Here is a 12,549-nt window from a genome sequence, read left to right as displayed (position 1 = left end):
ATCCCGTGCCCGACACCGCCACCGCCCTTCGCGTCGCCCTCGACGGCCAGGTCACCGAGTACACCCTCGGCGACACCCGCCCCGAGCAGGCCAAGACCCTCGCCCGCGCCCTCCTCGACACCCCCCAGGCCGTCGTCGAACTCGACTGCCCCGGCCGCGCCAGCATCGTCATCTTCGCTGGACTCCACCGCGCCCAACGCCTGCCCAACCTGTACGCGGCAGTCATCCAGACCGAGCTGACCTTCGACTTCGAACCCGTCCACGGGCCGGTCGTCTTCGCGGGCATCACCGCCGACGGACACCTGACCTCCCTGCCCGCCGAGGTCGCCGCCCTCATCCGTCACATCCTGCGCCCGGACCACCTCGCCGGCGTCCCCGTCCTCGTCCACATCCCGCTCTGACCCCGCCCCAGGGCGGAGCACCGACCGCCCTGGCCTACGCGCACCTTGCACACCACACCTCTTGGAGATCCACCCGTGAGCACCGCCCCCCTCACCGGCCTGCCCCTCATCGACTTCTACGTCCTGACCGACCAGGTCGCCCAGGCCCTCGGCGACAGCTGGGACAGGGACGACACCGCCGATGTCGATGACCAGGAGACCGTTCGCTTCGCCCACACGGACGGCCGCACCATCGGCATCCGCCGCCAGTTCCGGGGCCAGGGCTTCCAGACCTTCAGCACCAGCCCCGACGCCCCCCGCTACCACGCCTCCGGGTACTTCGACGGCTCCACCCCGGCCCTCGACACGGTCATGCACACCCTTGAAATCCAACTCTTCCCCGCCTTCTACGGCCACCGCCTCCCCCTCACCCAGGGCGGGGCCCGCATCATCCCCCAGCCGGTGGCCGCCGACACCGCGGCGGCACCCGCCGAGCCCGCCGCCCCAGCGCCGCCGGTCGACGAGTCCGCGCCGGTCACCGCTCCTGTCACCAAGCCCGCCCCCGCGACGGCCCCGGCGAAGAAGCCCGCCGTACGCAAGGCCGCGCCGAAGAAGTCCGCACCGGCCGCACCCCGCAAGAAGGCCGCCGCGCGCACCACGGCCGCGAAGCCGTCCACGAAGGCAAAGGCCCCGGCCAGGGGCAAGGCGAAGGCCCCCGCGCCCACCGCCTGACCCCAGCCCACGTTCACCGGTGCGGGCAGGCCCCGGCCTGCCCGCACCCCACCACCAGGGAAACCACCATGACCACCACCGACACCGCCCCAGTCCTCGACACCACCGTCTCGGTCCCCGGCTTCACCGGCCACTTCACCTGGGTCGACCCGTACGACCTGGTCGTCGACCCGTACAACCACCGCCGCCACCGCGAGGACGGAAAGAGCGACGGCACCGAACCCGACCCGAACCTGATCGCCTCCGTCGAAGAGGTCGGCGTACAGAGCCTGTTGCTGCTGCGCCCGCAGACCGGCGACAACGAGGGCCGCCTCGGCATCGTCTTCGGACAGCGCCGCAACAAGGCCGCCATCCTCGCCGCGGACAAGGCCAAGGCCGAAGGGCGCCCCTACCGGCTGGTGCCTGCCCTCGTCCGCGACGACCTCGCGGGCGTCGACGACGAGGCGCTGGCCCTGTCTGTCCTGGAGAACAAGCACCGCAAGGACGCCCACGCCCGCGACTACATCGACGCCGCCCGGCAGCTCTCCCTCATGAACCTCCCGCCGGCCGTCCGCGACAAGCACGCCCGCACCATCGGCATCTCCCCCGCCGAAATGGCCGCAGCCGACAAGGCGTCCCAGCTCAACGACGCCCGCCTCGCCCAAGGCGTCAACGCCGACTTCGACCTCCTGGAGCTGGCCGACTTCCAGGAAGTCGAGAACATCGCCGACGCCCACCGCAAGCTGTCGAACGCCAAGCGCCGCGACCTGGCCGACGGCTCCAGCGGCGGCACCTGGGCGCACACCATGGCAGATCTCCGCGAACGGAAAGCCGAGCAGGCCCGGCGGGTGCAGCTCCTCGCCGAACTCACCGCCTCCGGCATCACCCTCCTGGAGTGGAAATGGAGCTGGCGCGAAACCCCCGCCCGCCCCCTCGAAGACCTTCTCTCCCAGCTCGGCACACCCCTCACCCCCGACATCCACGCCCGATGCCCCGGACACGCCGCCGCACTGCACCCCCGCGACACGGAAGTGACTTGGCTGTGCGCTGACTTCAAGAAGCACCAGCACGAACTTCCCGGCACCGACGGCACCGAAGACGCCAAGGCCAAGGAAGCTGCGAAGGAGGCACGCCGCAAGGTCATCCGCTACAACAAGGCGTGGCGCGCGGCCCGGGAGGTCCGCCAGGCGTTCATCACCTCCCTGTGCGACAAGCCCGGAGAGGCCCCCGACGACATGTGGGCGCTGATCCTCTCCGTCATCACCAGCACCTCACACGAGTACTCCCGCTACCTCACCCGCCACCGCACCGACCTGATGGCCCGCTTCCTCAAGGTCGAAGACCCCAACCACGACCGCAACCAGTGGAACCGGGTACCCAAGCCGTTCCAAGACCTCATCAACCGCACCGGCAAGACGCGGCGTTGGCGTCTCCTCTTCGCCCAGGTCGCAGCGATGTTCGAGCACGAGCACATGAGCGACCGGCACTGGGACACCCCCGACCACCAGACCGCCGTCTGGCTCGAACTCCTGAAGACGCACGGCTACGCGCTCAGCGAGATCGAGGCCGAAATCCTCGCCAAGCGCCGGAAGAAGGACGAGCGCGCCCACAAGGAAGAAGCCGAGCACGCCGCGAAGAAGTCGGCCGACGCCGACGCCGCCTGAGCCTTATCTCAGCCGACGGGGCGGCCCCGCACACGACGTCGGGCCGCCCCTCCCACCACCCACCCACGGAGAACAGCGCCATGCACCAGCCCACCCGGACCGACATCCTTCGTGTCCTCATCGCACACGACCACCCCATGCAGCGGTACGACCTCGCTCTTCGCGCCCTGTGGACCACCGGCTACGACGAGCAGACCCACCGCCACATCCGCGACATCAACACCAGCGACGTATCCGCCACGACCCGCCTCATCGACACCATGCGCGCCGAAGGAACCCTCACCCTCCAGACCGCCAGCACGTGGCGCTCCCTCCTGGGAGCACAGTTCACCACCGACTCCCTGCACCACCGCAGCGGCTACCACTGGTACGCCACCCCGGAGCAGCACACCCGGTGGGGAGGCGAACACGACGAAACCCGCGCCCGCCTCGACAGCATCCGCGCCCGCCTGAACGCAGCGGCCCTCCCCACCCTGTTCACCGACCGGGCTTCCTGGAACGCGGCCGGCACCGAGGTGGACGGCAACCACCCGGACGCCGTACGGACGATCCTGTCCATCGTCGACGCGCCGGGCAGCGTCATCGCCGAAGTCACCTGCAACCACGACCCCGACGACTGCAATGACCCCGCCGGAGCCAAGGCACGCGCCGTCGCCGCGGCCGGACTGTTCACCGAAGCCGCCGACGATCTCGCCTTCCTCCTCGGCCTCGTGGACAGCCACACCCAGGCAGGTGCCAAGTGACGACCGGCAGCCACGGCACGGGAACGTGGATACGCCCGGAGTTCATCGGACGCGAGGCCGAGCTGATCCACCTCAGCGGTGCCGCCAAGCTCGTCGGCGTCACCCGCTCCGCGGTCTCCAACTGGGCAGCGCGGCACGAGGACTTCCCCCAGGTGGCACTGCTGACCGGCACCCACCCGAAGCCGGTGAAGTTCGTTCCGCTCGCGGAGTTCCTTGCCTTCGCCGCCAAGCAGATCGGCACACCTCGCCAGTATGGGACGCGGGCGGGGCAGAAGCAGACGCCTGCGAGGCCGCGAGCAAAGATCCGAGCGGCTCAGGTCGAGCACCATCAGCAGCAGGTAGAGCGGTTGCAGGCGCTGAGAGCCGCACAGGCCAAGCGGGTCGCCCGGACCACGAAGTCGTTGAAGGCGGCCAGGGCCAGGCTGGAGGAGGCGAAGGCGGGCCTGGCCGCTGAAGTGGAGGCCGTGCAATCCGCCATGGCGCGCGGCCTCCACGACTGACGCCGGAAAAAACGTCGGAGGGGGCTATCCCCCGCTTACTCATAGTAGAAATCGCACGACTGGGAGGGGGTGCCGCCCCCTCCCACCTCACCCCGCCCAACGGAAAGACGCCTCATGAACCAGCCCCAAGAACGCACCATCACCGCCCGCAGCGGCAACCCCGTCACCATCCGCACCACCGACCGCACCACCCTCGACCTCTACGTCACCACCAAAGCCGACATCGTCGTACGAGCCCCCCACGGCACCACCGACACGGCAGCCCTCGAACTCGTAGAACGCCGCCGCACCTGGATCTACCGGCGCCTCGCCTACATCGCCGAGAACATCCCCGACCACCCCACCCTCCACCTCGCCAACGGCGAGATCTTCCACCTCTTCGGCCGCCCCTACAAGCTCCGCATCGTCCCCGATAACTCCGACAGCAAGCCCGTCGACCGATTCCACTTCACCCCCGGACGCAACGAAATCCACCTCCACCGCAGCCACGCCATCAACCCCGACAAAGCACGCCGAACCCTGACACAGTTCTACGCCCGGCAAGGCCAAGAATGGCTCAAAAGGCACGGCGCACACATCACCCGATTCACAAACAACCCCGACATGCCCCTCACTACCTCAACCCGCCTCCGCGCCAACTGGACCACCCACCACCCCACCCGCGGCATCACCCTCCACTGGGCAACCGCCCAGCTCCCCACCCTCCTCCTCCGCGAACTCCTCCACCGCACCCTCGGCCTGCACACCATCGCCGACACCCGCAAACTCGACCGCACCCTCCACACCCTGTGGACCGGCAACCTCACCACCGCCACACCGGCAACCCCCACCCTCCCCGACGACCACTGCCCCGACTGCCTGGCACCGCCCCACACCTTCCACGCCGACCACTGCGACATGGCCCGCTGCGCCTTCACAGGACGACAGCGGTACGGCTGCCACCCGGACTGCAACACCATCTGGACCGGCAAGTACCCCGGTCAGGAGGAATGCGAGGAATACGGCTTCTACTGGCACATAGGTCCCAACGGATACGAACAGTGCAGCGCCGACGACCCCGGCGCCGACCACGACTTCAACCGCCTCTACACCGTGTGCACCTGGGACATCGCCACACAGCGCATGGTGCTCCCCACCTAAATCGGAACAGAGCAGCCCAGCCCAGAGCCCGGCCCCCGGGGGCCCTCTCCACCATCTCAGCCCAGACGACTTCAATAGACCGCCTGACAGCGGCTAGAGCCGCCCGGTAAATCTGTACCCGTGACTGACTCCCCAGAGGACGGCGAGAGCATCCCCGCCGGCTCCAAACCCGCCACGGCCACTGAAGCCGCGAAGAGCCTGTACAAGAAGCACAAGCCGAAGATCCGCGCCGCCGGTGGAGTCCTCGTCGCCATCGGCGGAGCGGTCCTCACCGTCATGGCACGTGAAGCCCTCGCCAAGGAAACCAACCGCGTCGAAGACCCGGCCCTCAACGAGGGCCAATGGCCCACCAGCCTCGACGCTTCCACAGAACCCACCGAGGCCGAGCCAGCCGGGGACGAGAAGCGTAAGTCCCCCGTCAGGCACACGGTCAGGCAGTCCGAACGGACACTCAAGGGCGGTCGCGTCATCACCATTGCGGAGCACAAGCGGGGCAGCGAGTAAGCGGCCTGAACCCCTAAGGAGCACCGCGCTCCTGCCGACTGTCCGACTTCGTAGGCGCTACGTAGGCACCGCTTAGCCCTGACGAGAACGAAGGGACTGCGGCACTCCCCGAATCACGTCACGGGGCGTGACCTGCGTCTCTGGTTCCGTTGCTCCTGGGTGCCCGGCCCCTCCGCCCTTCAGGGGGACAGCGGGGGGACAGAGGGGGACGCGGGGGACACGCGGGGGACGGAAGGGCGCAGACAGATCCAGTAAGGCAAGGAAAGGGCAGGGCTGAAGCGGAGCCTCGAACCTCTGCGAAACCGCCCTCATCAGGGCGCTGACCTGCCATTTCACGCCCTCGGCGGCCTCGTAGCGGGAGGCCGCCGACGTCGGCCTCCCTAGGCAAAAGGGCCCTTCAGGGAGGGCAGAAGTGCAGTTCAGTGGGGGTATGGGCTGAGGGTCGCTCTCCTAAAGCTGGTGTCGCAGGTTCGAATCCTGCCGGGGGCACAGCGAGAAGGGCCAGTACCAGGGGTGTCATCCCCGGGTACTGGCCCTTCGGCGTGATCGCGGCCGTGCCACTCGTGTGCCACTGGGCGGAGACCGGCCGTACGCGGCTGCGGGACCGGCCCCCGGCGTCGTGGTTAGGAAGCCCTGCGCACCGCCGCCGCCTTGCGGGCCGCGGCCATCTCCGCCGACTCGCGGCGTCCGCGCGAAGGGGCCGGGGAGCGGCGGGCACGCGGCGCGCGGGTGCGCGTCTCCTCCGGGGCGGGGGACCTCGGGGCGCGGACCGGTACGCCCGACGGGGCCTGCGCGCCGGTGATCCGGCTCAGTTCCGCGTCGCCGGAGCGGACGGCGGCGGTCTGGGGGTGGATGCCGGCTTCGCGCATCAGCCGGTGCAGGTCGCGGCGCTGTCCGGGGGTGACCAGGGTGACGACGCGTCCGGACTCGCCCGCGCGGGCGGTGCGTCCGCCGCGGTGCAGGTAGTCCTTGGGGTCGGTCGGGGGGTCGACGTTGACGACGAGGTCGAGGTTGTCGACGTGAATGCCGCGGGCGGCGACGTTCGTGGCGACGAGGACGTTGACCTCGCCGGTCTTGAAGCGGTCGAGGGTACGGGTGCGCAGGGGCTGCGACTTGCCGCCGTGCAGGGCCGCCGCGCGTACGCCGGCGTCCTGGAGGTCCTTGGTGAGGCGGTCCACGGCGTGCTTGGTGTCCAGGAACATCAGGACGCGGCCGTCGCGGGCCGCGATCTCGATGGTGGTGGCGTGCTTGTCCGCGCCGTGCACTTCGAGGACGTGGTGCTCCATCGTGGTGACCGCGCCCGCCGACGGGTCCACGGAGTGGACGACCGGGTCGGTGAGGAACGTACGCACCAGTTTGTCGACATTGCGGTCGAGGGTGGCGGAGAAGAGCATCGTCTGGCCGTCCTCCCTGACCTGCTGGAGCAGTTCGGTGACGTCCGGCATGAAGCCCATGTCGCCCATCTGGTCCGCTTCGTCGAGGACGGTGATGCGCACCTGGTCCAGGCGGCAGTCGCGGCGCTCGATGAGGTCCTTGAGCCGGCCGGGGGTGGCGACGACCACGTCCGACCCGCGGCGGAGCGCGGAGGACTGCCGGCCGATCGACATGCCGCCGACGACGGTGGCGATGCTGAGGTTCAGGGTCTTCGCGTACGGCGTGAGCGCGTCCGTCACCTGCTGCGCCAGCTCTCGCGTCGGTACGAGGACGAGCGCGAGCGGCAGCTTCGGCTGGGCGCGCCTGCCGTACGCGGCCGTACGGGTGAGCAGCGCGAGGCCGAAGGCGAGGGTCTTGCCGGAGCCGGTACGGCCGCGGCCGAGGACGTCGCGTCCGGCCAGGGCGTTGGGGAGGGTCGCGGCCTGGATCGGGAAGGGCTCGGTGACGCCTTCGGCGACCAGGGCCCGCTGCACGCTGTCCGGCATGTCCAGTTCGGCGAAGCCCGCGACCGGGGGCAGTGCGGGGGTGACGGACACCGGCGGGGCGAACTCGCCCTTCAGCGGCGCCGGGCGGCGCGACCGGCCGCCGCCACCGCTGCTTCCACCGGTGCGGTTGCCGCCACGGCCGCCGGCCCCCGCAGCACGCGTGCCGCTCCCGCCGCCGCTCTTCTTCCCTGCACTGGTGTCGCGGTTGCCGCCGAAGCGGGCGTAGTTCGTACTCACGGAGAATCCTCCTCGATACGGCACGCATCGAGGAAAAGCCGATCCCGCCGGGCGGGCCGCATTTCAAGAACGAGCCGAAATGAATTAAAAACGAAAAGTAGGTCCGGTTCGTATGAACAACGAACGGACCCGTTTCATTCCCTCGGGCGCAAAAACGGGCTGGGACCTGCACCCGAGGTGCAGGTCCCAGCCGCGCTGTCACCGCTGATCAAGCACGAAGCCGATGATCAGGCGGGGGTGATGTTCTCCGCCTGCGGGCCCTTCTGGCCCTGCGTGACGTCGAAGTTCACCTTCTGGCCTTCCTGGAGCTCACGGAAGCCAGAGGTGGCGATGTTCGAGTAGTGGGCGAAGACGTCGGCGCCGCCGCCGTCCTGCTCAATGAAGCCGAAGCCCTTTTCCGAGTTGAACCACTTCACGGTGCCAGTAGCCATGTCAAATCTCCTTCGGGGTGAAAACCCGGGGAACACACACTGTGCATGTCCCACGTCGCGCGATGATGACCCCGTCCGGGAGAAAAGCACCGGAAATACAAAAGAAAAGTGCGCCCAACGGAGACGAATGTGACGAATCCGAGGAGAGCACTTGTAAGTCTTTTCGGGAACCACAACTGCAACTACTAAAACCGTAGCATGCCGCGAGCCTCTCGGCACGGCGAGAATTGAAGAAGTTCGTTCGCGCCCTGCCACCCCGCGGAGTGCGCGGATGAATGTACCCCCGAGGGCGCGAACCTAACCTGCTTCGCCGCACCGATGTGGCGGCGCCGACGCCCGGAGCGCGCGGGGGTGCGGGGGTGCGGGTGACGTACGTACGTCACCCGCGCCCCCACACCGACCGCATCACCCCACCCGGGTCAGCTTCGCGCCGAAGCCCGGTTCCGCCAGGTCGCTCCGCAAGGCAACCGGTGCCCGGACCTGCCCCGGCCCGGTACCGACGGTGACCTCCCCGACCACATCGCCCTTCTTGCCGGTGTGCGGCACGGACTTGCCGGCCGCGGCCCCGATCGCGAGGTCCACCTTCAGACCCGGCCAGCCCACCGCCTTGAGGTCCTTCGTCGCGACGACCTGCGTCCGCCCGCCGAGCCCGTCGTCCACGTACCCGACGACGTCGCCCTTCTTGACGACCGTCGCCGACGTGACGGCCTCCTGGGCCTTCTGGATCAGTTTCAGGCTGTCGAAGATCGCCTTGTCGAGCTTGTCGTTCAGCAGCGCCCCGCTGCTCTGGTTCATCACCGCGCCGATGATCCTGCGCGTCTCGCCGTCGACGACCGTGCTCGCCGTGAACAGCAGGTTGCCGCCCGCCGGGGTCGTCGAGCCGGTCTTGATGCCGTTGACACCCGGCTTCAGCAGGATCTTGTTGTTGTTGTAGATCTTCTTCGGCAGGCCCGGAATCTCGACTTCCGGCATGTCCACGATCTCGCGGAAGACGTCGTTCTTCATCACTGCCCGGCCCAGCTTGATCTGGTCCACCGGGGTGCTCACGGTGCCCGTGTCGAAACCGCTGGAGTCGGTGTACTTGGTGTTGGTCATACCGAGGTCCTGGGCGGCGGCGTTCATCTTCTCGACGAACTTCTCCTCCGAACCCGCGTCCCAACGGCCCAGCAGCCGCGCCACGTTGTTGCCCGACGGGATCATCAGCATCATGAGCATCTGCCGCTGCGTGTACTCCTGACCCGCCTTGACCTGCGCCGTCGACTCGTCGCCCTTCTTGCCGTCGTCCTCCGCCTGCTGGTCGACCTTGATCTTCGGGCCGTTCTCCTTGCCCTTGATCGGGTGGTCCTTGAGGATCACGTACGCGGTCATGGCCTTCGCCACGCTCGCGATCGGCGCGGGCTTCTGCGGGCCCTCGGTACCCAGGCTGCCGACGCCCTCGACCTCGATGGCCGACTGCCCCTCGCCGGGCCACGGCATCTCGGTCCTGCCGCCTTCGAAGGTGTACGACGGCGTGGCGCTGAGTTCCAGCTCGGTCTCCGGCGGCGGACGCAGGAGCTGCACGGCCGCGAAGACGATCACCAGGAGCAGGAGCAGCGGCGTCCAGATCTTGACCCGGCGCACGGTCGTCCGCACCGGGGTCTCCGGCGGCGCCGGCTTGTTGGTCAGCTCGGCGAGCAGGTCGAGCGGCGGCTTGGGAGGCAACGGCTGCTGCTTGGTCCGCTCGGCCTCCGGAAGCCCTGCGGCACCGGCTCCCGCGCCGGTTCCCGCGGCTGCCGGTCCGGTCCGCCGGTCCGCGGGACGCGCCTGCTCCCCCGTACGGGCCCCCGGGCCGGGCTGCTGCCCTGTCCGGTCCGGCCTGGCCGGCTGCCCCGGCTGTGCGGCGGTCTCCCCGGGCCTGCGCGGCGGGCCGGCCGGTCGTACGTCGGCGGGCTTGAGCGGTACGAACGTGCTGGTCCGCTCGACGTCCGACTCCGGCTTGGCTCCCGTGCCGCCCTTGGGGTTCTCGGGGTTTTTGGGGTCCTTGGCGGGGAGCTTGAGCATGGCCGTCGGCTGATCGACCTCCTCGGCTGCCGGAGCGGGCGGCACGGCCTTGAAGACGGCGGTGGCCTGATCGATCCCACCGCGGTCCTCCCCCGCGCCACCGTCACCGGCACCGCCCCCGGCGGAATCGCCACCCTTGGTGGGAACGGGCTCGGCGGAGGCATCGCCCCGTGTGCCAGCGGGCTCGACGGAGGCGGATTCGGCCGCGGCGGGCTCGGTCGCGCCGTCTTCGGGCGCGGCATCCTCGGTGTCCAGGGCGTCGGCGTCCGCGCTGGACACGGCCGTGGTCGAACTGTCCCTGAACGAGCCGCCCCCAGTCGAGCCGCCCGCGGACGCGCCGCCCGCGGACGAGCTGCCCCCCGTCGCCCCGTGCGAGGTCGTGCTGGCCCCAGTCGCCCGGTCCGTGGTCGAGCTGCCCCCCGTCGCGCCGCGCGTGGTCGCGCTGGCCGTGTCGCCGCTGTCCGCCGTCGCGGCGGAACCCTCGGTACCGGCCGGGCAATCGTCGGCCGGGCGCGGCTCCTGCTGCTCCTCCGGCTCCGTTCCCGCCGGGGCGTCGTCGGCTCCGGTCGCTGCGGGGATGACGGAAAGGCCGGCATCGGCCGCGCCCTCCGCCCCCTCGGCACCGGCACGGGAGCCGGAACCGGCCACACTCTCCGACTCGTCCGCGTCGGCCCGGTCGTCTGCCGCCCCTAGGGCCGCGTCCCGCTTCCGGGGCGCGGGCTTCCCCGTACCGGCGGCCGGGTCGGCCGCCACGGGATCGGCCGAGGCATCGTCGTCCGCGGTGACCGTCCCGTCCCCGGCGGGTTCGTCCGCGGTGGCGACCCAGGCGGCCACCGCCGCACGAAGCCGGGAGTCGGGCTCGCCGGCCTCAGCCGGTCCGGAGCCCTTCGCCTGCTCGGCGTCACGTTCCGCGTCGGCTTCCGCCGCTGTCACGGGCGGACCGTCGTCTGTTACGGGCGGGCCGTCGTCGCCGTCGGTGCCTCTCGCCGCCTGCGCTCCCGCGGCGGAGTCCGGTTCGGGTACGGGCCCGGACGCGTGGTCCGCCCGTACGTCCGGGACGGCGGCCTCGTCCGGGGACGCGTCCGTCTCCGCGCGCACGGGGTCGTCCGCAGCCCGTTCCGGGGGCTTCGGCGACGTCTCGCGGAACATCGCGAGCCGGGGATCGCGTTCGTTGTCAGCCGTCTCCCCCGACGACTTCCGCTGCTCCGACTTGCCGGGGGACTCGCCCGCCACCGATGCCTCCTGAACGCCAACACGCCGTGTACGGGGGCCGCCCCCCGCCTGTCCGATCCATGAACCAGTGTCCCGCTACGGGCACCGGACCCATGTGCTAGACGAGAACGACATACCTACTGGTTCCCGTCCAAAGCACTCAGGCACTCTCGACAGATGAATGTGAGAGGGGTCACCCTGTCATTCATCCACGCGGGGAGGCATGGATGGGCAGGAGCCGCAGAACAATTCCGGAGGAGCTTCTGTTGCTCGCTCTGGACCCGGCAACGGGTACCACAGCGCAGCCGCAGTCGCTCGACCTCGGCCTGGCCGGGGCACAGCTAGTGGAGCTGGCTCTGGCAGGACGGATAGCCCCTGACGGGGATCGTATCGCCGTGGTGATGCCACGGCCGACCGGAGATCCGACACTGGACTCCGCACTGGAACTGCTGCGCCGTCGCGGCAGTCCGGTTCGGGCGGTCCACTGGATCGGCGGGCCCCGGCTGGGGCTGCGCCAGATCTATCTCGCGCACCTGGAGCGGTGCGGCATGGTGCATGCCGTCTCGGGACAGATGTGCGGGGTCTTGCCGACGACTCGCTATCAGGCGACGGAAACGGCAATCAGCCGGGACATCCGTGCCCGGCTGGACAGTGCGATCCGCACCGGCGTTCCGCCGGACCCGCGGACCGCGGCGCTCGCCGCGCTCGCTCACGCAGTGGGGCTCGGCAAGCACCTGTACCCCGGCAATGAGGGCCGGTCGTCCAGGTCCCGCCTGCGGGACCTGATTCGGCACGACCCGATGGGCGGACTCGTGGCGCATGCCGTGATGGACGTCCAGAACGGCGTGGCCGCACAGCCGCGCCGTGCCGCGCCCGGCACCTCCGGTGCTCCGGGCGGTCCGGGCGGCGGCAACGGCGGCGGAGGCACGCGTCAGCCGACGCATCCGTCTGAGCGGCCGACCTCTCTGGCCATGCAGCACCAGCCGCACCGCGGCAGCATGGCGAGGGCGGTCGCCCACTGACGCACCGCACGCCGAACAGGCACTGAAAGCACCACCCGTTGCACAC

At 70.0% G+C, this 12,549-nt stretch carries 11 protein-coding genes; 8 read left to right on the top strand and 3 right to left on the bottom strand.

Features of this window, described 5'->3' with window-relative positions; genetic code table 11:
- Positions 1-5 precede the first annotated feature (5 nt).
- From ACQPZG_RS20045 to ACQPZG_RS20015, 7 genes are all read left to right on the top strand, one after another.
- Positions 6-401: a hypothetical protein gene (locus ACQPZG_RS20045; RefSeq protein ID WP_433547111.1), complete on the top strand. Its 396-nt coding sequence runs from the start codon at positions 6-8 to the stop codon at positions 399-401.
- Between the two features lie 75 nt (positions 402-476).
- On the top strand, positions 477-1,112 hold the full coding sequence (locus tag ACQPZG_RS20040; RefSeq protein ID WP_433547110.1) for a hypothetical protein: 636 nt from the start codon (positions 477-479) through the stop codon (positions 1,110-1,112).
- A gap of 68 nt (positions 1,113-1,180) precedes the next feature.
- Complete coding sequence (locus tag ACQPZG_RS20035; RefSeq protein WP_433547109.1) at positions 1,181-2,755, top strand: ParB/RepB/Spo0J family partition protein; 1,575 nt, start codon at positions 1,181-1,183, stop codon at positions 2,753-2,755.
- 80 nt (positions 2,756-2,835) lie between these two features.
- Positions 2,836-3,498: a hypothetical protein gene (locus ACQPZG_RS20030; protein WP_433547108.1), complete on the top strand. Its 663-nt coding sequence runs from the start codon at positions 2,836-2,838 to the stop codon at positions 3,496-3,498.
- Positions 3,495-3,998 (top strand): hypothetical protein, encoded by a 504-nt coding sequence (locus ACQPZG_RS20025; RefSeq protein ID WP_433547107.1) that lies wholly within the window; start codon positions 3,495-3,497, stop codon positions 3,996-3,998. The genes ACQPZG_RS20030 and ACQPZG_RS20025 overlap by 4 nt, the downstream gene beginning before the upstream one ends.
- Before the next feature lie 114 nt (positions 3,999-4,112).
- A complete protein-coding gene (locus tag ACQPZG_RS20020) occupies positions 4,113-5,138 on the top strand; it encodes a YgjP-like metallopeptidase domain-containing protein (RefSeq protein ID WP_433547106.1) in 1,026 nt (341 codons plus the stop codon).
- Positions 5,139-5,258: 120 nt separating this feature from the next.
- Positions 5,259-5,642 carry a hypothetical protein gene (locus tag ACQPZG_RS20015; protein WP_433547105.1) on the top strand — a complete coding sequence of 128 codons (384 nt, stop codon included), beginning with the start codon at positions 5,259-5,261 and terminating at the stop codon, positions 5,640-5,642.
- A gap of 623 nt (positions 5,643-6,265) precedes the next feature.
- On the opposite strand, the gene ACQPZG_RS20010 is transcribed toward ACQPZG_RS20015, so the two are convergent.
- From ACQPZG_RS20010 to ACQPZG_RS20000, 3 genes are all read right to left on the bottom strand, one after another.
- Positions 6,266-7,798 carry a DEAD/DEAH box helicase gene (locus ACQPZG_RS20010; RefSeq protein WP_433547104.1) on the bottom strand — a complete coding sequence of 511 codons (1,533 nt, stop codon included), beginning with the start codon at positions 7,796-7,798 and terminating at the stop codon, positions 6,266-6,268.
- A 227-nt stretch (positions 7,799-8,025) separates the two neighbouring features.
- The gene (locus ACQPZG_RS20005; RefSeq protein WP_185029111.1) at positions 8,026-8,229 is read right to left on the bottom strand and encodes a cold-shock protein; all 204 of its coding nucleotides are present in this window, start codon (positions 8,227-8,229) and stop codon (positions 8,026-8,028) included.
- Positions 8,230-8,634: 405 nt separating this feature from the next.
- Positions 8,635-11,502 (bottom strand): D-alanyl-D-alanine carboxypeptidase, encoded by a 2,868-nt coding sequence (locus ACQPZG_RS20000; protein ID WP_433547103.1) that lies wholly within the window; start codon positions 11,500-11,502, stop codon positions 8,635-8,637.
- 206 nt (positions 11,503-11,708) lie between these two features.
- On the opposite strand from ACQPZG_RS20000, the gene ACQPZG_RS19995 reads away from it, so the two are divergent.
- A complete protein-coding gene (locus ACQPZG_RS19995) occupies positions 11,709-12,503 on the top strand; it encodes a GOLPH3/VPS74 family protein (RefSeq protein WP_433547102.1) in 795 nt (264 codons plus the stop codon).
- The last annotated feature ends 46 nt before the right edge of the window (positions 12,504-12,549 follow it).

This window comes from Streptomyces sp. CA-294286, from assembly GCF_050947155.1.
Lineage (GTDB): Bacteria > Actinomycetota > Actinomycetes > Streptomycetales > Streptomycetaceae > Streptomyces.
Note: the sequence above shows the minus strand (reverse complement) of the source record. Positions and strands in the feature narration are given on the sequence as shown.

What these genes read in the sequence shown, in the direction of transcription:
- ACQPZG_RS20035 (WP_433547109.1), top strand. Translation starts at nt 1,181, where the DNA reads ATGACCACCACCGACACCGCCCCAGTCCTCGACACCACCGTCTCGGTC.
- ACQPZG_RS20030 (WP_433547108.1), top strand. Translation starts at nt 2,836, where the DNA reads ATGCACCAGCCCACCCGGACCGACATCCTTCGTGTCCTCATCGCACAC.
- ACQPZG_RS19995 (WP_433547102.1), top strand. Translation starts at nt 11,709, where the DNA reads ATGGGCAGGAGCCGCAGAACAATTCCGGAGGAGCTTCTGTTGCTCGCT.
- ACQPZG_RS20005 (WP_185029111.1), bottom strand. Translation starts at nt 8,229, where the DNA reads ATGGCTACTGGCACCGTGAAGTGGTTCAACTCGGAAAAGGGCTTCGGC.
- ACQPZG_RS20020 (WP_433547106.1), top strand. Translation starts at nt 4,113, where the DNA reads ATGAACCAGCCCCAAGAACGCACCATCACCGCCCGCAGCGGCAACCCC.